This is a genomic window from Brevundimonas sp., from assembly GCF_024711105.1.
In the GTDB taxonomy this organism is placed as follows: Bacteria; Pseudomonadota; Alphaproteobacteria; order Caulobacterales; family Caulobacteraceae; genus Brevundimonas.
The window spans coordinates 45753-66303 of sequence record NZ_JANJTL010000139.1 but is presented as its reverse complement, the minus strand read 5'-3'; the positions used below and the strand labels follow the sequence as shown (position 1 = coordinate 66303).

Genomic DNA, 20551 nt, shown 5'->3' with positions numbered 1-20551 from the left:
TGGTGGGCGGCGAGGGGATCGAACCCCCGACCCTCTCGGTGTAAACGAGACGCTCTACCGCTGAGCTAGCCGCCCAAATGGAAAGGGCGCGAAGCCGTAGCCCCGCGCCCTCCCCGATAGATGGCCTGCGGCCTTAGCCGTTCAGCGCGCTCTTCAGACCTTCGCCGACGCGGAAGCGGCAGGTCTTGGAGGCCGGACGGGCCACGGTCTGGCCGGTCCGCGGATTGCGGGCGGTGCCGGCCGCGCGGTTGACGGCCGCGAACGTGCCGAACCCGACGAGGCGGACGTCCTGACCGCGCTTGAGCGAGCCGGTCACGGCGTCGGTGAAGGCGTCCAGGGCCTTCTTGGCCTGGTCGCGGCTGAGCCCGGCTCCGTCCGCCATGGCGGCGATCAGTTCGGCTTTGGTCATGTGTGGTCTCCCAACCCTTCTGGAGGCTCCGGCTGATCGCTTGTCCGACTCAGCGCGCCCCTTGCCGGGACATAAGAGAACAGCTTTTCCCTCGCGTCAAAAGGGAAACGCGGTTTCCCACGCTTGAAACCGCGTTTCCACAAGGGATTACGGCCCGTCAGTGAGCGATCACGCCGCCGATGTCCTCTGACGGAGCCGGGCGCGGCAGCGGCTCGGCCTCCGGATCCCAGGTCACCGGGGTCAGCGGCTGGGTCAGGGCGTGCTTGAGCACCTCGTCCACATTGGAGACCGGAATGATCTCAAGCGCCGTCTTAACGTTTGGCGGAATGTCTTCGAGATCTTTCACATTCTCCTGCGGGATCAGAACCGTCTTGAGCCCGGACCGCAGGGCGGCCAGGAGCTTCTCCTTCAGCCCGCCAATGGCCGTGACCCGTCCGCGAAGCGTGACTTCACCGGTCATGGCGATGTCCTTGCGCACGGGATTGCCGGTCAGGACCGAGACCATGGCGGTGACCATGGCGATGCCGGCGGAGGGACCGTCCTTGGGCGTCGCGCCGTCCGGCACGTGGACGTGAACGTCGGTCTGTTCGAACACCGGCGGCTTGATTCCGAAGACCAGCGACCGGGCCCGAACGTAGGAGGCCGCCGCAGAGATCGACTCCTTCATGACCTCCTTGAGGTTGCCGGTGACCGTCATCCGCCCTTTGCCGGGCATCTTGACCGCCTCGATGGTCAGGATGTCGCCGCCGAATTCGGTCCAGGCCAGGCCGGTGACGATGCCGACCTGATCGGTCTCGTCGGTCTCGCCATGACGGTACTTGCGCACGCCGGCGTAGCGGGCCAGCCGTTCCGTATCGACGGTGATCGAAACCAGCTTCTCCTTGGCCATTTCGCGCACGGCCTTGCGCGCCAGTCCGCCCAGCTCGCGCTCGAGGTTCCGGACGCCGGCTTCGCGCGTGTAGTAGCGGATCAGGTCCCGGATGCTCTCCTCCGGCACGATCCATTCGCCTTCCTTCAGGCCATGGTCCTTGGCCAGCTTGGGCAGGATGTGGCGCTTGGCGATCTCGACCTTCTCGTCCTCGGTGTAGCCCGAGATGCGGATGATCTCCATGCGGTCCAGCAGCGGCTGAGGCATGTTCAGGCTGTTGGCCGTGGTGACGAACATCACCGGCGACAGGTCGTAGTCGACCTCCAGATAGTGGTCGCCGAAGGTCGAGTTCTGGGCCGGGTCGAGCACCTCGAGCAGGGCCGAGGACGGGTCGCCGCGCCAGTCCGAGCCCATCTTGTCGATCTCGTCCAACAGAATGAAGGCGTTGGTCGTCTTGGCCTTCTTCATCGACTGGATGATCTTGCCGGGCATCGAGCCGATGTAGGTCCGCCGGTGGCCGCGGATCTCGGACTCGTCACGCACGCCGCCCAGCGACATGCGCACGAACTCGCGGTTCGTCGCCTTGGCGATCGACTTGCCGAGCGAGGTCTTGCCGACGCCGGGCGGGCCGACAAGGCACAGGATCGGCCCCTTCAGCGAACCGGTGCGCGCCTGGACGGCCAGATATTCGATGATGCGTTCCTTGACCTTCTCGAGGCCGTAATGGTCCTCCTCGAGGATGGCCTCGGCGCGGTCCAGGTCGATCGGCTTCTGCTTGGCCTTGCCCCACGGGACGGACAGCAGCCAGTCGAGGTAGTTCCGCACGACGGTCGATTCCGCCGACATGGGGCTCATGTTGCGCAGCTTCTTCAGCTCCGCATTGGCCTTGTTGCGGGCTTCCTTCGACAGCTTGGTGCGGCGAATGCGCTTTTCGAGCTCCAGCAGTTCGTCGCGCTGGTCGTCCTGCTCGCCCAGCTCGCGCTGGATCGCCTTCATCTGCTCGTTCAGATAATACTCGCGCTGCGTCCGCTCCATCTGGCGCTTCACGCGGCTGCGGATCTTCTTCTCGACCTGCAGGACCGAGATCTCGCCTTCCATCAGGCCGTAGACCTTCTCCAGCCGACGGGCGACGGAATGGGTCTCGAGCAGGCCCTGCTTGTCGGCGATCTTCACCGCCAGGTGGGCGGCGACGGAGTCGGCCAGGGCCGATGGGTCCGTGATGTTGGGGATGGAGCTGAGGGCCTCCGGCGGCACCTTCTTGTTCAGCTTCACATAGTTTTCGAACTGCTCGACGACCGCCCGCGACAGAGCCTCGACCTCGCTGGCCTCCTCGATCGCGTCCTCAACCGGCGTGTACTCAGCCTCGAAATAGTCGGTGCGGTCGGTGAAACGGGTGATTTCGGCGCGGCCCTTGCCCTCGACCAGCACCTTCACCGTGCCGTCCGGCAGCTTCAGCAACTGCAGCACGTTGGCCACCACGCCCAGACTGTAGATCGCCTGGGGGGACGGATCATCGTCCGTCGAGTTCCGCTGGGTCGCCAGCAGGATTTGCTTGGAGCCCTTCATCACCTCGTCGAGAGCCCGCACGGATTTCTCGCGGCCGACGAACAGCGGCACGACCATGTGAGGGAAGACGACGATGTCCCGCAGGGGCAGGACCGGCAAAATCGTGGGTTCGGACATCTACTTCTCCAGGGCCGCCTTCGACAGCGACACGCGGCCTTCCGAGGCCACCTCCTGGGAGCACGGCCCCTGCCCCCGACTCTCGGCAGGCATTGAGACGACTATGTGGCGCTTGCCCGCGCCGGTTCAAGCGGAGCCGCCGAAGCGTCCCCAGACCTGAACGCGCCTACCCCGCAAGGCGCTCCGCAATGGCGGCGTGAAGCGCGGCGATGTCGGGCAGCTCGGCCGTCTCGACGCCGGACAGATCCAGGCCGCTCTCGGCCTCAAGGCGCATGATGAGCACAGCGTGGTGAAGCGAGTCCCAGCCCGGAACGTCCGCAGCGCTCATGTGCGGCTGCAATTGAAAGTCGCGCAGGCCGAAGACCTCGCCCATCAGGGCGTAGAGGCGCTCGATCGGAAAGGCCTGGCTCATGTCTGGCTCCCGGCGCCGAACCGCGCCTCGTAACGCTTCAGGTTCTCGGAACGGCTGATCTTGCCGCTGGTCGTCTTGATGAGCCAGCCCCGCTCGACCAGCCGGACGTCGCCGCAGGGCACACCGGTCTCGCGCAGCACCGCCCGATTGATCTCCGCCATCACCGCGGAGGGATCATGTTCGCCTTCGACTTCGGCGATGACGATCAGCTTTTCGGAGCCCAGAGCCGGGTCGAACTGGCCGATGGCGACCGCACGGCCCGCCTTGAGGCCGCGTATGCCGAGAAGCGCTGCCTCCACGTCGTGCGAGAAGATGTTCTTGCCGTTGACAATGATCACGTCCTTCAACCGGCCGGCGACGAACAATTCACCTTGGTCGAGGAAGCCCAGATCGCCCGTCCGGTACCAGCCGTCGGCGTCGAAGGCCGCCGCGGTGGCCTCGGGGTTCTTGTAGTAGCCATCGAACAGGAAGGGGGCGCGGACGCAGATTTCGCCCATCATCCCCTCCCCCGCCGTCGCGCCGTTCGCCCGGATCCGAGCCTGCATGCCGTCCAGCAAAGGACCGTTCGACAACAGTTCGACGCCGTCGGAGGCGAGTTCGACCGGCCCTTCGTGCTCCAGACTGGCGCGCGACACCGTCAGGCGGCGCGGCGGCGCTTCAGGCGTGCTCTGCGACACGGCGAAGACCGTCTCGGCCATGGCGTAGCAGGTCCGCAGCGTCTGGGGGCGCACGCCACTGTCCGCATAGCGCGCCAGGAAGGCGCCGAAGGTCGCCGCCTTGCAGGGCTCCGAGCAGCTGACCAGCGCCTCGAGAGACCGGAGGTCCCAGTTGCGACCCGGCGGCGCCATCCGCACCGTGTGCTGGAAGGCGAAGTTCGGCATCCACGCGTGGGTGGCCCTGAACCGCTCCACCGCATCCCACAGCAGCGTCGGCCGCGAGGTCCAGACGAAAGGGTCGATCGAAACGATGCTCCCGCCCAGGCTGAGCGGTAGCAGGAAGCTCGAGACCAGCCCCATGTCATGATAGAGCGGCAGCCACGAGGCGACGACCGGCAGCCGATCCGGGCGCACCCCTAGAGAGTTGGCATAGGCCTCCACCTGGCGCGCAATCGCGCCGTAAGACAGCGCGACGCCCTTCTTGAGGCCCGTGGTCCCTGAGCTGTGCTGCAGCAGCGCGAGGTCGTCTTCACCACGCGGGACCGGAGCCGCCAGGGGCTCCGCTCCCACGGCCTCGGACAGGCGAAGCACTCGCGCCGCGCTGCCCTCTGCGCAGGCCTCCATTTCAGGCGCCAACCCGTCCCAGGTCAGGATCAGGCGCGGCCTTGCATGTTGGAACAGCGTGCGGTGCTGGGTCCAGTAAAGGCCCGTGTCGTGTTTGCTGTTGGGATAGGGAAGGAAGCTTGGCAGGCCGCCGGCCATCATGGCGCCGATGAAGCAGGCGTAGGCGTCCGCGTCCGGCTTTACCACGAGACAGACAACGTCGTCCGGCAGCAGGCCGGAGGCGCGGTAGAGGCCAGCGAACGCCAGCGACCGCTCCCAGAGCTCGGCGTAGCTTACGTCCGTCCATCCCCCGCCGGAATGAATGCGGGCGAACAGTCGCAGGTCGTCTCGCCCAAGGTCGCGAATGGTTTCCAACAGTCTGGCCACGCCGGTGGCCTAGGGCCTTGAACCCCGCCCGGCAAGAAGCCGTTTGAACACGATCCATCGTCGTGCCTAATGACATCCGGAGTTGAGGATGAAACTCGCCACCATCGGGTATGAGAGCGAACCCCAGGGCGCGGTGATCGCACGTCTCAAGGCCGCCGGGGTCGAGCGCGTGATCGACGTCCGGGCCGTGGCCGCGTCGCGCCGGGCGGGCTTTTCGAAGACCGTGTTGGGAAATTCACTGAACGAGGCCGGCATCGAATATCTGCACCTGCGCGCCCTCGGCACGCCGGCGGCGGGTCGGCAGGCGGCTCGGGCGGGGCGACACGGCGAGATGCAGGCTATCTTCGCGGACCACATGCGCGAGCCCGAGGCGCAGCTGGCCCTGCGGCAGGCCGTCGACCTGGCGCGAGAGAAGAAAAGCGCCCTGCTCTGCTACGAAGCGAATCCGGCCGAATGCCACCGCACGCTGGTGGCGGAGATGATGCTGGCGCTCGAGGCCTTCGAGATCGAGCATCTCTGACGGGACGTGACGCGCCAGGCGAGCGCGCTTGACCAGCCTTGGCCGTTGCCGAAACCTCGCCCGGCTGGACGCGTTTTGATGCGCGACGGGGATCGAGTTAGGAGAAAGACCATGTCCAGACCGGTATTCTTCGCCGCCGCCGCGTTGGCCTGCGCCGTTGCGGCGCCGGCCGCCGCCCAGGTGACGGGCGGGTATCCGCCCGGCACGTCCGTCGCCGAGATTGAGGCTCGCGAACGCGCCGAAACCGCGCGCCTGAACCAGGCCGTGCTCGACCGGGACGCGCAGATCGTCGCGGCCAACGAGGCCGCGGCGGCCCGTTTTGCGCGGGAACAGGCCGAGTTCGAAGCCGCTCAACGGGCTCATGCCGACGCGCAAGCCCGCTATCGGGCCGAAGTTCAAGCGGTTGAAGCCGCCCAGGCCGCCCACGCGGCCGCCCAGGCCCGCTACGAAGCCGAGATGGCCGCCTGGCGCGCGCGCACGAGCCGCCCTTACTAGAAAACGGCTTAGGCCTCACCAGAAGGCGCCCGGTCCGCCGGGCGCCTTTCCTGCGGGCCGTCGGGCGGAACCGAGGCCGTGACGACCCGTTGACGCAAGGTCACCGGGCCGCCTCGCGGCTGCCCGTTATCCGGAGAGTCCGATGAAAAGCTATCTCGCCCTGGCGGCAGCCCTCGTGGCGCCCTTCGCCCTGTCGGCCTGCATCGTCGAAGACGACGCCGCCGAGGACACGGCCGACGTCGCCGAAAGCGTGGGGTCGGAGGCGGCGGACGCAGCCGACGCTGCGGCGGATCGCGCCGAGGCGGCTGCTGATCGCGCCGCCGATTCGTCCGATATCGTGATCGACCCGCCGGACGTGGTCGTCGATGGCGATCGCGACGAAGACCGCACAGACACGACCATCCGCGCCGACGAGGATGGACTGGAGGTCACCACCAGCGAGCGCCGCAACTGAGGTCGCGGTTCCCAGTATTCGCGCCCATCTCCTCGATGGGATGGGTGCTCAATCTTCAGTTTCGGCGGGGTCGCGCCTGAAACCGTTGAACTTTGTGCGTTCCGCGCTGGTTTAACCTCTTGGTCGCCTTCTGACGTCATGCTTGGGGCTGGAGACCCACGTGACCACAGCCCCGGCTCATATTCTGGTGATTGACGACGATCCGCTGGTGCGGCTCATCGCGTCCCAGATGCTGTCCCAGGCGGGCTATCGCGTTTCGGTGGCCGAGGACGGCGACGAGGGCGTCCGCCAGATCGAAACTCGGCCTTTCGACCTCGTGATCACGGACCTCATCATGCCCAACAAGGAGGGCGTGGAGACGATCCGCGAGATCAAGCAGCGCTGGCCGCAGGTGCCGATGATCGCCATCTCCAGCGGCGGCCAGCTCGACGCCGGCTACTACCTTCCGCTGGCCAAGGCCATGGGCGCCACGGCGGTGATGCAGAAGCCCCTCCGCAAGGAGACCTTCCTGCCTCTGATCGAAGAGGTCCTTGCGGCCCGGCCGTCGGCCGGGTTTTCACGCTTCGCCTGAACCACCGGCCTAGTTGAGCAGGCGGCTTCCGCCGCTGGTGGGGCCGACGCCACCCGGCACCGGGACATCGGACGCATCGTAATCGGCATTGATGAAGAGCGACGGCGCGCCCTTCAGCTCCATGCGCTGGGCCACAATCACAGTCCACGCCGACTCGCGTGCGACATCAGCTGTGCCCTGCACGATCAATCTGGCTCGCGGCACGTAGATGACTCCCAGCAACGTCTCGACGTGATCGCTCCAGATCACGAAATCCTGGGTGTTGTCCCGCGTCGCGATCATCACCATTCCGGCGTACTGACCGGACTCACGGCCTTCCAGGCTGATTGTGGAGCGGTCCTGGAACTGGAACCGAGAGTCTTTATCGAAGAACAAGACCACGTCCGTGCCGCTCAGGCGGCCATCCTCTTTCACTTGGAGGCTTGCATGGAGGAACCAGTGCTCGCCCGGTGCGAGCACGAGCTCTGCAGTTCCATCGACGGTCAAGTTGTCGCAGTGCACACCGGGTTGCAGGACATGACGCCCCGAGGAAATTCGCTGAGGGATGGTCGCGGCGGTGCATCGAAGCAAATCGCGAAGGTTAGCCGTCGTTTCAATCGGGAGATCGGCGAATGGGTCTTGAACCACGGCCGCGCCAGTCTGGGCCGCCGGCGATATCGAACCGGAGGCCCGGGTCACGGCCTGGACCGAGGCGGCGGTGATCCGCGCTACGTTCTCGACCTTCACCTCGCGATTGGAGTGGATCAAGCAGGCCGGGGCGCGAATCTGCGACTGATCCTTGAGGTTGAGGGTCCTGTCTTGGCTCGTACTGTGAACCAGCACGCAGAGAGGCGTGACCGCAATCGAGGTGGCCGTGGCCTCCGCGTCCATGTCCCAGCCGCCCGGCGGCAGCATGTTGCCGAAGAAGGAGGGCCGGTTTCCGTGGAGCGCGGCGCGCAGCGCGCGTTCGCCGGATGCAAGGGTGATCACCTCGACGTCTGGAGTGATCGTCGGCCCGTGCGACCATCCGGATATCTGGGCCTCGATATAGGCGAGCGCCCGCCCCTCCGGCCCCACAGCGTCCACCGCCAGGCCCAGCTCTCGTGCGCCGGCGAGCGCCGCGGCGTCCGCGATGTCCTGCATGCGGCTGCGGTCGGATTGCACCGCATAGAGATCGACGCTGCCGAGCACGAGAACGGCCAGACCAGGCACCGCCATGGCGAACTTCAGCGCGATGACGCCGCGGGTGTTATGGCAAAGCTTGGAAGCGAGGCGCGCACCGGCGCCGAGAAGTTCACGGACGGGCCTCAAGGGTCCCCCGACCATCCTTCCCCTGCTCCCGTTTCGAACGTCGAAACCGCTCACAGGCGCCCCCAGCCGTACTGGTCCTGCGATTTAAGCATCAGGTCATTAACGTCGCGTAGCTTGCCATGATCTGGGAGTCGACAGGTGCGCCGAGGCGGCATTCACAGAAAGCTGGCGGGGTTGGTGTTCGCCTCCCTCGGTGTCGCCTTCGCCGTGACGACCGGCGTCACTGCGTGGATGGACGCCCAGCGTCAGGCCGAACTGGAACTCCAGCGGCTCACGGCGACAGCGGCGGTCATGGCGTCACTCTCCACTGAGGCCGTGGCGGCCCAGGACGCAGCGCTCGGGTTCCGGACCATCCGCGCGATTTCCGAGATGCCGAACCTGCAATACGCGCGGCTCGAAAGCGCGTCGGGTCGCCTTCTCGCAGAGACGGGATCCGGCGTACGCCTGGTCGACGACGCCAGCCTGGAGACGTCCGACGAACTCGACCTCGTCACGCTGCTCGGCACGCGTTCGATCACGGCGTCAGCGCCTGTGATCTCAGATGGGCAGGAGATCGGGCGGCTGGTTGTCTTCAGCGACCTTCCAGACGTCCGTTCCCGTCTCATGGGAACGGTCCTGGCGACCCTGCTGGGCGCCCTGGTGGCCGCCTTGGCCGGCCTTCTCGTGGCCTGGCGACTGGGCGGCCAGCTGGCCCGCCCGCTTGTCGAACTGGCTGACGTGATGGCCCGTGTCCGGTCGAGCCACGATTATGACCGACCCGCAGAGGTCAAGGCCGACGGCGAGATCGGCGAGCTTGCCGACGGCTTCAACGACCTGCTGAAGGCCATCCAGGTCCGCGACCAGGAGATCGCCGACCACATGGCTGGACTGGAGGCGACGGTCGCGGAACGCACGGCCGAGCTGCGCGCCGCCAAGACGGTTGCGGAGGAGGCCTCGGCCGCCAAGTCGGACTTCGTTGCGGCCATGAGCCACGAAATCCGCACGCCCTTGAATGGAATCCTGGCCCTGTCCGAACTGCTGGCCGGCGCGGATCTGCCTGGGCGGGCGCGCCGCCACGCGGAGGTCATCTCCAAGTCCGGCCGGTCGCTGCTGGCCATCATCAACGACATCCTCGACTTCGCGAAGGTGGAGGCGGGCAAGCTGGAGCTGGAGGAGGTCGAGGTCGACCTGACCGAAGCCGCCGAGGATGTGGCCGGCCTCTTCGCCGAGCGCGCCAAGGCCAAGGGTCTGGACCTCGCTGTCTTCGTCCACCCGGCCACGCCCAAGGTCATGGGCGACCCGACCCGCCTGCGCCAGGTCATCGGCAACCTGCTCAACAATGCGCTGAAGTTCACCGAGAGCGGCGGCGTCCTGGTCTCCGTCGAGCCGGATCCTGATGGCTCCGACCGCATCCTCGTGGGTGTGCGCGACACCGGGATCGGCATTCCGCCCGAGAAGCTGCCGCACCTGTTCGAAGCCTTCTCCCAGGCCGACCAGAGCACCACCCGCAAGTTCGGCGGCACGGGCCTGGGGCTGACCATCTGCGACCGCTTCGTGAAGGCGATGGGGGGCGAGTGGAAGCTGTCGAGCCAGGTCGGCAAGGGGTCGCTCTTCGCCTTCTCCGTGCCGTTGCCGGTGCTTGAGCCGGTCGGTGGGTTGCGTCTTGAGGATCTTGAGCTTCATCTCGATGGCCTTGCCCCGATCACACTTATGGCGGTGCGCCGCTATGCGGCCACCGTCGGCGCCCGTCCCGGGGCGGGCGGATTGGTGATCGTCTCGGCCGAGGTGTTCCGCGCTGGCGACTTCGACGGACGGCGCACAGTCGTTCTGTGCGAGTCCGATCAGGACGCGGAGGCGATCGTCTCCCGCGGTCAGGCGGCAGCGGCCCTGGTCACGCCGGTGACGCAGGCGGAAATCCTCGCCTTGTTCCAGGCCGCCGCGGAGGGACGCCCCCTCACCGCGCCTGCGGCGCGGGCCCGCGCGGCGGACGCCCTGCCCCGCTTTGCGGAAATCCAGATCCTTGTGGCCGACGATTCGGATGTGAACCGCGAGGTCGCGGCCGAAGCCCTCGGTCGGTTGGGCCTGACGGCCGAGTTCGCCTGCGACGGCCGCGAGGCGGTCGAGGCTGCACAGGCGACCCGCTACGATCTCATCCTAATGGACGGTTCCATGCCCGAGATGGACGGGTTCGAAGCTTCCCGCGAAATTCGACGCCGGGAGGCCGAGGCCGGCTCGGAGCCGATCCGCATCGTCGCCCTCACCGCGCATGTCGTCGGATCGGGCGCGGACGCCTGGAAGCAGGCGGGAATGGACGGCGTCCTGCACAAGCCGTTCACCCTGCGCGACCTGGCCCAGACCCTGACCGCCCATTTCCCCGACCGGGTGCTCACCGATGGGCCCGGAACCGACGTCGCGTCTGTTCCGGCGCCCGCCCCGACCGACCCCGCCGGGGCCGTCGCCAGGGACGATCTCTTCGACGCCGCGGTACGCGCTGAGCTGGCCGAGATGGCCGAGGCGGGCGGCGACTTCGTGGAGCGTCTGGAGGCGCTTTATTTCACGCGCGCGCCCACGACTCTGAACAGCCTCACCCAGGCCCTCGCCGGCGACCGCAGTGCCGAGGCCGCTCGCGAGGCGCACGCGCTCAAGTCCATGAGCCTCAGCCTGGGCGCCGCAAGGGTCGCGCAGATGGCCGCCGCGATCGAGAACGCCGCACTTACAGGAGAGCCCGCGCTGTGGCGGCTAGGCGAGCTGGGAGAGGCGCTTCAGGCCACGCTTTCGGCTCTCCGCGAGCCTCGACGCGACGCCGCCTGATCGGCCAAGCGGCGGCCTGCCCGTTTCAGGACGGCCGACATTGGTGCGTCGCCGCCGCCAGGTCCTTATGCCGCCGGGCTCATCCGACAGCCTCCAGCAAGTGCACGCTGAACAGTCGCTCGGCGTCGGTCCAGACCTCCAGGGGCGCAAAGCCGCCTTTCCGCGCCAGTCGCCGGAATCCGTCCAGGCTGTATTTCCAGGAATCCTCGATGTGGATGCGCTCGCCGGCCTTCAGGGCGAAGACCGCCCCACCTAAGCGCACCGTCTGATCGGCCTGGGACACGAGGTGGATCGCCACCCTCCCCTCTTCGTCCAAGTAGCGGGCCTCGTGGCGGAATCGACCCAGGTCGAAGTCAGCCCCGAGCTCACGATTGGCCCGCCGCAGCAGGTTCAGACTGAAGGCCGACGTCACGCCTTGAGCGTCGTCATAGGCAGGCTCAAGGATATCCGCGGCCTTCCGCAGATCGACGCCGACGAGGAAGAGCGCGCCCTGGCCGAGCCGGCGCGACCAGAGCGAGAGGAACTCTCTCGCCTCGTCCGGCGTCAGGTTGCCGATCGTCGATCCCGGGTAAAATCCGACGCGCCGCCCCCGCCCGACCGGCGGCAGCCGGAAGTCCTGCGAGAAGTCCGCGCAGATCGCCTCAACGCGCAGCTCCGGATAATCGTCCTGGATCGCCTGGGCCGCCTGCATCAGGTGCTCGCGGCTGATGTCTATGGGGACGTAGGTCTCCGGCGTATCCAGCGCGTGGAGAAGGACGCGGACCTTGACGCTGGAGCCGCTGCCGAGCTCGACCAGCTGCACGTTCGGCCCGAGCCTGTCCGCGATCTCGGTCGCATTGTCCTCGAGAATGCCGATCTCGGTGCGCGTGGGATAATATTCAGGCAGGCGGCAAATGCGGTCGAACAGGGCCGACCCCCTCGCGTCGTACAGAAACCGGCAAGGCAGGGATTTCGGCTCGCCGGCCAGGCCCTCCAACGCCGCCATCAGGAAATCGTCGGCGCCGGGTTCATAGTCGTGAAGGGTGGCGCGGCGTCCCTCGTGCGGCCGCCAGCCATCGGCGCTCAGGTCATACATCGTCAGCCAGTCTCACACCGCTGAAGGCCCACCTCGCGGCGGGCGGGAAAAAGTTGCGGTAGGTCGCGCGCGAATGACCGGCCGGCGTGACGCACGCGCCGCCTCTCAGCACCATCTGACCCGACATGAACTTGCCGTTGTACTCGCCGGTCGCATCGGCGGTTGGCCGGAAGCGTGGATAGGCAACGTAAGGGCTCGCGGTCCATTGCCAGACCTCGCCCGCCAGCTGGCTCAAGCCGGGCCGGGTCGCCGCGCGCGGATGACACCGTCCGCCCTCGGGCAGAAACGTGTCGCAGGCCGCCGCTTCCCACTCGGCCTCGGTCGGCAGCCGCTTGCCGGCCCAGCGGGCGAAGGCGTCGGCCTCGTAGAAGCTGACGTGACAGACCGGCTCGGACGGATCGACGGCCCGGCGGCCATGCAGGGTGAACAGGCTCCACCCGCCGTCTTCCTCCCGCCAGTATTCCGGCGCGCGCCAACCCTTGGTTTGAACGGCCGCCCGGCCGTCCGACAGCCATAGCCGGGGTTCGGTGTACCCGCCGTCCGCCATGAAGGCCTGCCACTCTCCGCAGGTCACCAGCCGGTCGGCGATGCGGAACGGCTCCAGCCAGACCCGGTGCCGCGGCCCCTCATTGTCGAAGGCGAAGCCCGGCCCCTCGTGTCCGATCTCAATCAGCCCGCCATCATGATCGGTCCAGGCGGCGCCTGCGGCGGATCCGCCTCCCGTGGCCTCGCTCGGGCCATAGGCGGGCTCCAGCGCGTTGCGCGAGAAGGCATGCTTGATATCCATCAGGATCAGCTCCTGATGCTGCTCCTCGTGGGCGAGACCGAGCTGAATCAGCCGGCCGAATTCCGGCTCGCCTTCGAGTTCATCGACCAGGATCTGCATCGCCGCATCGACGTGGGCGCGCCAGGCCAGCACCTCCTCGAGAGCCGGCCGGGTCAGCAGCCCCCGCTCGGGCCGCGGATGCCTGTCGCCGACACTGTCGTAATAGGAGTTGAACAGATAGCCGAACGCCGGGTCGAACTCGCCGTAGTCGGGGCTGAACGGCTTGAGGAGAAAGGTCTCGAAGAACCAGGTCGTATGCGCCAGGTGCCACTTCACCGGACTGGCGTCGGGCATCGACTGGACCTGCATGTCCTCCGGGGTCAGCCCTGCGACGAGCGCCACGGTTCGCGTCCGAACCGTAGCATAAGCGTCGGTCTCGACATCGTTCGCGGTTTCGAGTTGCAGGCCGGCCGCGCCCACGCATCCTCCTGCCAGTCGGTCGCCTATAAGCCATCCTTACGACAGCTACGCGCCCACGTCGAAAACGGATGAACCTTGGCCGTGTTCCGGACCGCCGTTCCTTCAGCTTTGCTTCAGACGTGCGGCCCAGGGTGGAGGCGGGCGTCCCTGGAAACTGGATTGAGAGATGTCACGGATATCGCACCTCACTCCCCGGATCGCGGGCTCTGTGCTGCTCGCATTTGCTGCGTTCATTCTGATCCTGGCGCTGAACTCGCGTCAGGGCCTGTGGTTCGGCGCCTCGGCCCTCCTCGTTTGCGGGGCGATCGCCCTGATCCTGGTTCGGCCCTGGTCCCGGCGCGTGTTGCTGTTGACCGCCCTGTCAGCGGCCGTCGTAGGCTTCGTGGGACAGGTTCAGCAGGCGGTCGTGACCGATACGCCGGTGCTGGAAGCCGGCGTGGTCTGGCTGCTCTGGTCCGCCGTGTGGCTTCTGACCGCCCTCCTCGGCGCCCGCCAGCTGCCGGCAGCGACGGAAGATGCGGTTCTCTAAGGGGAACTGGCGGAGACGGAGGGATTCGAACCCTCGATACCGGTTACCCGGTATGACGATTTAGCAAACCGTTGCCTTCAGCCACTCGGCCACGTCTCCGGCAGGGCGGTCAGCTAACCAATGGCGCGGGCTTCCGCAAGCGGAACCACCCACAGACCGGCGTTAACGCGAAGTCCACGGGGCCGTGCGCATATCCGGACACGATGCTCGCCCTCAAGGACGCCGAATTCGAGCCCGTGGCCGGCGATGCCGACGCCGGCCGCACCGGCGCGTCCGAATCCGACCCGCACACGCGCCGCGGGCCCTTCCGGCCAGAGCGGCTCGTCACCGCGCGCGAGCGGCAGACCGAGCGGCTGTCGTCCTTCTACTTCCGAGCCCTGGACCTGCTCGCGGTCACCGGCTGGACGCTGATGCTGGCCCTGGCCATCGACGGCGCGCCCCTGGCCGCGCCCACCGGCCAGATCCTGCCAGTGGCGATCGGGGCTTGGGCCGCCTTGAGCCTGATGCGCACCACGGAACTCTATCGCTTCGGCAGGGGCGAACGGGTCGTCGTTCATCTTGCCAAGCTCTGGGGCGCGTTCGGCCTGGCCGGGGGCCTGGCCGCCGCCGTTGCCACGATGACCGGCCATGCCTCGGCGCTCCCCGAGATCGCCATCTGGGCCGTTGCCGGCGCCCTCATCACCTCCTGCCTGCACCTGCTCTGGTGGCGCATGGTGCGCGAGTGGCGCGCCCAGGGCCGCCTGACGCCGTCGATCGCCATCGTGGGCGCGACCAAGCATGCCGAACGCCTCATCAAGGACGCGCTCAAGCGGCGAGACATCAATGTCCTCGGGGTCTTCGACGACCGCCTCGGCCGGGCGCCCGAGACCGTGGCCGGCGTGCCGGTGCTGGGCGACCTCGACAGCCTGCTGAGCCACAAGATCGCCCCCTACCTCGACCGCATCGTCGTCGCCGTCGATCCGGCCGCGCGCCAGCGCGTGGCCGAGATCACCAAGCGGCTCGCCATCCTTCCCAATGAGGTGTCGCTGATCGTCGACCAGGACGATCAGGCGGGCCGTGACGAAGCCCTGGCGCGCCTGGCCGAGGCGCCGCTGGCGCCCGTCGGCGGCCCCCCCGATCCCGACCGGCGCGCCTTCGCCAAGCGGATGCAGGACCTTCTCGCCGGCGGCCTGCTGTTGATCGGCCTGGCGCCAATGATGGCGATGGTCGCCCTGCTGGTGAAGCTGGACAGCCCTGGCCCCATCTTCTTCCGCCAGCGCCGCCACGGCTTCAACAACGAGGAAATCCTCGTCTGGAAATTCCGGACCATGCGCCACGAGGCCGCCGACGCGACCGCCTCGCGCCAGGTCACCGCCGACGATGACCGCATTACCCGGCTTGGCCGTTTCCTGCGCAAGACGAGCATCGACGAGCTGCCTCAGCTGCTGAACGTGGTCCGGGGTGAGATGTCCCTGGTCGGTCCCCGCCCCCACGCGGTCGGCATGAAGACCGGCGAGACCGAGTCCGCCCGCCTCGTCGCCGAATACGCCCACCGCCATCGCATGAAGCCCGGCATGACCGGCTGGGCCGCGATCAAGGGGTCGCGCGGGCCGCTGCATACCGCCGCCGACGTGCGCCGCCGCGTGCAGCTGGACGTCGACTACATCGAGCGTCAGTCCTTCTGGCTCGATATCTGGATCATCCTGGTCACCGCGCCGGTGCTGCTCGGCGACCGCTCGGCGGTGCGCTGAGCCATGTTCTGGCGCGGCCTGCTCGGCTACCTGCCGGCCAATATCGTGCAGGGCGTGGTCGGCGTCCTGACGCTGCTCGTCTTCACCCGCCTGCTGAGCGCGGAGGACTTCGGCCGCTATGCGCTAGCCTTCTCGGTGATGAGCATCGCCCATGTGGCCGTCTTCACCTGGCTGGAGGCGGCCATGGCCCGTTTCTGGGCGGCGCAGGAAGGGCCCGAGGCCATGGCCCGGCACTTCGCGACGCTCTACCGCGCCTTCGCCCTGCTCTGCCTGGTCTTCCTTCCCGTCGCCGGTCTCGGGCTGTGGCTCTGGCCGCTGGAGACGCCGCTCAAGGTCGCCATCGGGGTCGGCCTGCTGGGCGTGCCCGTCCGGTGCGCCTTCCGCATGCTCCAGGAGCGCCAGCGCGCCGAGGGCGCCGTGGCGGCCGCAGCCGGGCTCGACATGGCGGTGACGATCGGAGGCTTTGTCGTCGGCCTCATCGCCGCGCTGATGGGCCTCGGTGGCGCGGCCCCGCTGATCGGCCTGGCGATCGCGCCCTTCATCGCCGCCCTGATCTTCGGCCCGCTGGAGGCCCGCAAGGGCCTGGGCGGCGTCTACGAGCGACAGCGGGCGCGGGACTATGCGACCTACGGCTATCCGATCGCGGCGTCCCTGATCCTGGCCCTCGTTCTGAGTTCGACGGACCGCCTGCTTCTTGCCGCCTTCCTCGACGAGGCGGCGGTCGGCGCCTATCACGCCGGCTACAGTCTTGCGAACCGGACGCTCGACGTCATCTTCATCTGGCTCGGCGCCGCCGGAGGCCCGGCCCTGGTCATGGCGCTGGAGCGCGGCGGCAGGCCCGCTCTGCAGGACGCCGCTCGCGAACAAGGCGCAACCTTCCTGCTAATCGCCCTGCCGGCCGCCGCCGGCCTGGCGCTGGTGGCGAACCCCCTAGCGCATCTCGTTATCGGCGAGGCCCTGCGCGAAGACGCGGCGGCGATCACGCCGCTGATCGCCCTGTCTGCTCTGCTGGCGGGCATGACGACCTATTATTTCCATCAAGCCTTCACGCTCGGGCGGCGCACCGTGCTTCTGCTGGCGGCCATGGCCGTGCCGGCGCTGGCCAACGTTGTCCTCAACCTGATCCTCATTCCCATCCTGGGCGTCACAGGCGCGGCGCTGGCGACGGCGCTCAGTTTCGGGGTCGGTCTTCTAGCCTCCATGATCCTCGGCCGGCGCGCCATCGCCCTGCCGGTGCCCTGGAGCGCGCTTGGCCGTTGCGCGGCCGCCACCTTGGTCATGACCGGCGCCGTTCTCCTCGTGCCGCCGGTCGGCGGATTCGCCGAGCTGGCCGCGAAAGCGACCGTTGGGGCGGCCGTGTATGGCCTGTGCGCATGGCTCCTCGACGCCGCCGGCGTTCGCGGCCACGGCTCACGGGTTCTAAAGGGTCTTCAGGCAAGGATGGCCGCATGAGAGCCGCCGCCAGAAAGACGCGCGCCATGACCGACAACGCCGCCTGGAAGGGCGCGAAGCCGGCCCTGTCGGTGTTGATCCCATTCTTCCGCGACGACCCCACCGAGCTGATCGAGGCCCTCGATGAGGACGGTCGTGCGCTCGAGGGCTCGGTGGAGATCGTCGTCCTGGACGACGGGACAGGCGACAAGGCGCTCGCCGAACGCGTCCGTTCGGCTGTGCTGGCGGCGCGGACGCCGGCTCGCTTCATCCACCTGAAGACGAACGAAGGCCGCTCGAAGGGCCGCAACCGGCTGGCCGCCTCGGCGCGCGGTGGCAGTTTCCTGTTCCTTGATTCCGACATGCGGCCGGATGATCGCCGCTTCCTCAGCATCTGGGCGCAACTGGTCGCCCGCGAGGACCCCGCCGTTGCGTTCGGCGGCTTCTCGCTGCTTCAGGCGTCCAATGATCGCGCCTTCGCGGTGCACCGGGCCATGTCGCTCCGCTCGGAATGCGTGCCTTACTTCGAGCGCGCGAAATCCCCTGAAAAGTACGTCTACACCTCCAACCTTCTGGTCCGCCGCGACGTCTTCGAGAGCGAGGCGTTCGACGACAGCTTTTCCGGCTGGGGCTGGGAGGATGTGGAGTGGGCCATGCGCGTGGCGCGCCGCTTTCCCGTCGTCCACCTCGACAATCCGGCCACTCACCTCGGCCTGGAAAGCACCGAGCGGCTGGCCGGCAAGTACGAGCAGTCGGTCGCCAACTTCGCCCGCGTCGTCAGTCGGCATCCGGACTTCGTGAGCACCTATCCCAGCTACAAGGCCGCCCGGCTGCTCAAGGCCACGCCCGGCATCGCGCACTGGCGCCCCATGCTGAAGCAAGCGGCCCTGAACGAGGGTCTGCCGGTCAAGGCGCGGGCCTTCTCGCTGCGGCTCTATCGCGCCGCTCTCTATGCGGAGGCGGTATGAGCGCCGCCGTTGTCGAGGCCTACACGCCTGACCTGTCACTCAAGGGCAAGCTGCGGCGCCGTTGGGCGCGGTTAGTCTCGCGTCGCCCGTTGACCGCTGACATCGACCGGCCGATCGTCTCCTTCACCTTCGACGACGCGCCGCGGAGCGCCGTGATGCAGGGGGCGGCCGTCCTCGAATGCGAGAACGTGCGCGGCACCTTCTACGTCTGTGGCGGCCTGGACGGCCGAACCGGACCAATGGGCGAATACGCCGATCTGGGCGCGTATCGCGCCCTGGCGGAACGCGGCCACGAGGTCGCCTGCCACACCTGGAGTCACCTGGATTGCGGCAAGGCGGGCGGTGACGAGATCGCCTCCGACGTCGCGCTCAATCGCGAGGCTCTCGCCCGGGAGGGCCTTGTCACTCATAGCTTCGCCTATCCCTACGGCGACGTGTCGCCCCAGGCGAAGGCCGCCCTGCAGGGCCGGTTCGCGTCGCTAAGAGCGCTGCACCCGGATCTCGTCCGCCGCGGATCAGACCTCAACCAGCTGCCTGCCGTCGGTATCGAAGGCCCCGTCGGCGAAACCCGCGCCGAAGCCTGGATCGACCGCGCGCTCCGCCAGCGCGCCTGGCTGATCCTCTACACCCATGACGTCGAAGCCAGCCCGTCGGCCTGGGGCTGCACGCCCGACGCCCTGCTGCGGCTGGTGCGCCGCGCCAGGGCGGGAGGAGCCCAGGTTGCGCCCGTCGGCGACGTCCTCGAGCGGCTCGAGCAAGCGGCGTGAGCCAGGTCGCGGTCGTCATCCCCACCCTGCGCCGTCCCGTCGAACTCGAACGGGCGATCCGCTCGGTGTTCGCCCAAACGGTTCTGCCCGCGAGCATCGTTGTGGCGGACAACGATCCAGACGGTTCGGCCCGCCCCGTGCTCGACACGCTCAGGCCCGGCGCACCCGTCGCCCTGATTTATGCCCACGCCCCTCGCCCCGGCGTCGCGACAGCGCGCAACACCGCACTGGCCGCCACCGAAGCCGAACTGATCGCCTTCCTCGACGATGATGAGGTGGCCAGTCCCGAGTGGCTTCAGGCCCTCCTGTCCGCCCGCGCGGCGCTCGGCGCCGATGTCGTGTTCGGACCCATCCAAGGCCGCGCGCCGGACGCCAGCGCCTGGACCCGCGCCTATCTGGAACGCTTCTTCAGCCGCTCCGGCCCTGAAGCGGACCGCCTCATCGATGAGCCCTACGGCTGCGGCAACGCCCTGTTCGCTCGCGCGACCACGCTCAAGGGCGGCCGCCCCTTCGACACCTCGGCGGACGCTTCGGGCGGAGAGGACGACCTTCTCTTCCAGCAGCTTGCCCGTCAGGGCGTCCGCTGGGGCTGGGCCGCGAACGCCTGGGTCGAGGAAGCCGCGCCGGCCCACCGCGCGACCCTCGCCTATGCACTCCGGCGCGCTTTCGCCTACGGTCAGAGCCCGAGCCAGAAGGCGGCCGAGGAGCGGAACTGGGGATCGCTGCTGTTCTGGATGTGTGTCGGAGCCGGCCAGGCGGTGGTCTTTGGCGCGGTCGCCGCGGCGCATTGGATTCTGCGCCGGCCGTCGCGCGCCGATTGGACCGACCGCGCGGTTCGCGGCCTGGGAAAGCTGTTCTGGATGAAACCGTTCGTGCCGGAATTTTACGGCGCGGCTGAACTCCAGCGCGCCCGCCAGGCCGGCATGGTCAGCCCGTCAGCCGCCTGAGGAACTTCGGCGGCTCGGCCTCGGAGCGATTGAAGACCAGCCCAGCGCAGCGCGCCCCCGCGCTCGCCAGCTCGTCCTTCAGAGCGGCTGTGGCGCCGGCGTCCGCAGCTTCCGCCGCCACCACCAGAACCACGGCGTCTGCGAAGGGCCCGAGCGCCAGCCCAAGGTCCGACCTGTCCGCCGAAGGGCTGTCGATGATCACCGCTTCGGCGTGCCGGCGCATGGCGTCCCAGTAGGCGCCGCGCGGCATGGGCAATGCCCGCTGGCCGGCCCTCAGCACCTCCGCCCGGAAGCGGCTGACCCACAGCCGCCGTCCCAGGCAGGGCCGCGCGCTAAGCAGGCGCGCGTCCGCGACCGGAGCGCCGTCGCGGCTCCGCATGGGAGGCTGCACCGTGAAGAAGCAGGATCCGTTCGGCGAGGCGGCGGCCGGCCTGCCGAGCGCCCCGTAGCGGTTCGGATCGGCGGCGACGGCGTCCTGCTGGCTCTGCGAGGTCAAGTCCGCGTCGATCAGCCAGACAGGCTTTCGCGCCCGCACGGCCGACAGGCGCGCGAATTCTCGAGCGACCGTGGACGTCCCCTCTCCCGATGTGGCTGAGATGAACTGAATCACCCGCCCCCGGTCCGGCCGGGCGGGCCCCAGGGCCGCCCACAGGGCCGCCATCTCGCCGGTCAGATCCACCATGAACGAATCGCGGTCCGCGCCTGATACTCGCGCGAGGC

General features: G+C 68.2%; 18 protein-coding genes, 2 tRNA genes and 1 pseudogene. 11 read left to right on the top strand and 10 right to left on the bottom strand.

All coding sequences use genetic code 11. From position 1 onward, the window contains the following. The 5 genes and pseudogenes from Q0M60_RS10910 to Q0M60_RS10890 all read right to left on the bottom strand — a co-directional run bounded on the left by Q0M60_RS10910 (position 1) and on the right by Q0M60_RS10890 (position 5018). A tRNA-Val gene (locus Q0M60_RS10910) sits at positions 1–75 on the bottom strand. Positions 76–133: 58 nt separating this feature from the next. Then, positions 134–418: pseudogene (locus Q0M60_RS10905) on the bottom strand (HU family DNA-binding protein); the annotation flags it as partial. A 148-nt stretch (positions 419–566) separates the two neighbouring features. After that, on the bottom strand, positions 567–2960 hold the full coding sequence (gene lon, locus Q0M60_RS10900; RefSeq protein WP_296819213.1) for an endopeptidase La: 2394 nt from the start codon (positions 2958–2960) through the stop codon (positions 567–569). A 166-nt stretch (positions 2961–3126) separates the two neighbouring features. Beyond that, positions 3127–3372 (bottom strand): acyl carrier protein, encoded by a 246-nt coding sequence (locus tag Q0M60_RS10895; RefSeq protein WP_296819211.1) that lies wholly within the window; start codon positions 3370–3372, stop codon positions 3127–3129. After that, positions 3369–5018, bottom strand: a complete 1650-nt coding sequence (locus Q0M60_RS10890; protein WP_296819208.1) for an AMP-binding protein — start codon at positions 5016–5018, stop codon at positions 3369–3371. The genes Q0M60_RS10895 and Q0M60_RS10890 overlap by 4 nt, the downstream gene beginning before the upstream one ends. Before the next feature lie 88 nt (positions 5019–5106). On the opposite strand from Q0M60_RS10890, the gene Q0M60_RS10885 reads away from it, so the two are divergent. From Q0M60_RS10885 to Q0M60_RS10870, 4 genes are all read left to right on the top strand, one after another. Beyond that, positions 5107–5538, top strand: a complete 432-nt coding sequence (locus tag Q0M60_RS10885; RefSeq protein WP_296819206.1) for a DUF488 family protein — start codon at positions 5107–5109, stop codon at positions 5536–5538. Positions 5539–5649: 111 nt separating this feature from the next. Beyond that, positions 5650–6033: a hypothetical protein gene (locus tag Q0M60_RS10880; RefSeq protein WP_296819204.1), complete on the top strand. Its 384-nt coding sequence runs from the start codon at positions 5650–5652 to the stop codon at positions 6031–6033. 142 nt (positions 6034–6175) lie between these two features. Further along, the gene (locus Q0M60_RS10875; protein WP_296819202.1) at positions 6176–6487 is read left to right on the top strand and encodes a hypothetical protein; all 312 of its coding nucleotides are present in this window, start codon (positions 6176–6178) and stop codon (positions 6485–6487) included. Between the two features lie 160 nt (positions 6488–6647). Then, positions 6648–7058: a response regulator gene (locus tag Q0M60_RS10870; protein WP_296819200.1), complete on the top strand. Its 411-nt coding sequence runs from the start codon at positions 6648–6650 to the stop codon at positions 7056–7058. A 9-nt stretch (positions 7059–7067) separates the two neighbouring features. Here Q0M60_RS10870 and Q0M60_RS10865 read toward each other — a convergent pair whose 3' ends face one another. After that, complete coding sequence (locus Q0M60_RS10865) at positions 7068–8348, bottom strand: pilus assembly protein TadG-related protein (RefSeq protein WP_296819198.1); 1281 nt, start codon at positions 8346–8348, stop codon at positions 7068–7070. 177 nt (positions 8349–8525) lie between these two features. Here Q0M60_RS10865 and Q0M60_RS10860 point away from each other — a divergent pair, with 177 nt between their 5' ends. Further along, the gene (locus Q0M60_RS10860) at positions 8526–11138 is read left to right on the top strand and encodes an ATP-binding protein (protein WP_296819195.1); all 2613 of its coding nucleotides are present in this window, start codon (positions 8526–8528) and stop codon (positions 11136–11138) included. 79 nt (positions 11139–11217) lie between these two features. Here Q0M60_RS10860 and egtD read toward each other — a convergent pair whose 3' ends face one another. Together egtD and egtB are read right to left on the bottom strand one after the other, a co-directional pair. Further along, a complete protein-coding gene (gene egtD, locus Q0M60_RS10855; RefSeq protein ID WP_296819194.1) occupies positions 11218–12213 on the bottom strand; it encodes an L-histidine N(alpha)-methyltransferase in 996 nt (331 codons plus the stop codon). Beyond that, positions 12206–13459 carry an ergothioneine biosynthesis protein EgtB gene (gene egtB / locus Q0M60_RS10850; protein ID WP_296819192.1) on the bottom strand — a complete coding sequence of 418 codons (1254 nt, stop codon included), beginning with the start codon at positions 13457–13459 and terminating at the stop codon, positions 12206–12208. Before egtB ends, egtD begins: the two co-directional genes overlap by 8 nt. 166 nt (positions 13460–13625) lie before the next feature. Here egtB and Q0M60_RS10845 point away from each other — a divergent pair, with 166 nt between their 5' ends. After that, a complete protein-coding gene (locus Q0M60_RS10845; RefSeq protein WP_296819190.1) occupies positions 13626–13988 on the top strand; it encodes a hypothetical protein in 363 nt (120 codons plus the stop codon). A gap of 7 nt (positions 13989–13995) precedes the next feature. Here Q0M60_RS10845 and Q0M60_RS10840 read toward each other — a convergent pair. Then, positions 13996–14087: transfer RNA gene (locus Q0M60_RS10840), tRNA-Ser, on the bottom strand. 104 nt (positions 14088–14191) lie between these two features. On the opposite strand from Q0M60_RS10840, the gene Q0M60_RS10835 reads away from it, so the two are divergent. The 5 genes from Q0M60_RS10835 to Q0M60_RS10815 are packed head-to-tail and all read left to right on the top strand — an operon-like array spanning position 14192 to position 19831. Next, positions 14192–15718 carry an exopolysaccharide biosynthesis polyprenyl glycosylphosphotransferase gene (locus Q0M60_RS10835; protein ID WP_296819187.1) on the top strand — a complete coding sequence of 509 codons (1527 nt, stop codon included), beginning with the start codon at positions 14192–14194 and terminating at the stop codon, positions 15716–15718. Positions 15719–15721: 3 nt separating this feature from the next. Further along, positions 15722–17170, top strand: coding sequence for a lipopolysaccharide biosynthesis protein (locus Q0M60_RS10830; protein WP_296819185.1), 1449 nt, complete (start codon positions 15722–15724; stop codon positions 17168–17170). Next, a complete protein-coding gene (locus tag Q0M60_RS10825) occupies positions 17167–18117 on the top strand; it encodes a glycosyltransferase family A protein (RefSeq protein WP_296819182.1) in 951 nt (316 codons plus the stop codon). Before Q0M60_RS10830 ends, Q0M60_RS10825 begins: the two co-directional genes overlap by 4 nt. Beyond that, positions 18114–18884 carry a polysaccharide deacetylase family protein gene (locus Q0M60_RS10820; protein WP_296819180.1) on the top strand — a complete coding sequence of 257 codons (771 nt, stop codon included), beginning with the start codon at positions 18114–18116 and terminating at the stop codon, positions 18882–18884. The genes Q0M60_RS10825 and Q0M60_RS10820 overlap by 4 nt, the downstream gene beginning before the upstream one ends. Beyond that, the gene (locus Q0M60_RS10815; RefSeq protein WP_296819178.1) at positions 18881–19831 is read left to right on the top strand and encodes a glycosyltransferase family 2 protein; all 951 of its coding nucleotides are present in this window, start codon (positions 18881–18883) and stop codon (positions 19829–19831) included. The genes Q0M60_RS10820 and Q0M60_RS10815 overlap by 4 nt, the downstream gene beginning before the upstream one ends. On the opposite strand, the gene Q0M60_RS10810 is transcribed toward Q0M60_RS10815, so the two are convergent. Beyond that, on the bottom strand, positions 19812–20513 hold the full coding sequence (locus tag Q0M60_RS10810) for a hfsB (protein WP_296819176.1): 702 nt from the start codon (positions 20511–20513) through the stop codon (positions 19812–19814). The two genes, Q0M60_RS10815 and Q0M60_RS10810, sit on opposite strands and share 20 nt — an antisense overlap. Between the last annotated feature and the right edge of the window lie 38 nt (positions 20514–20551).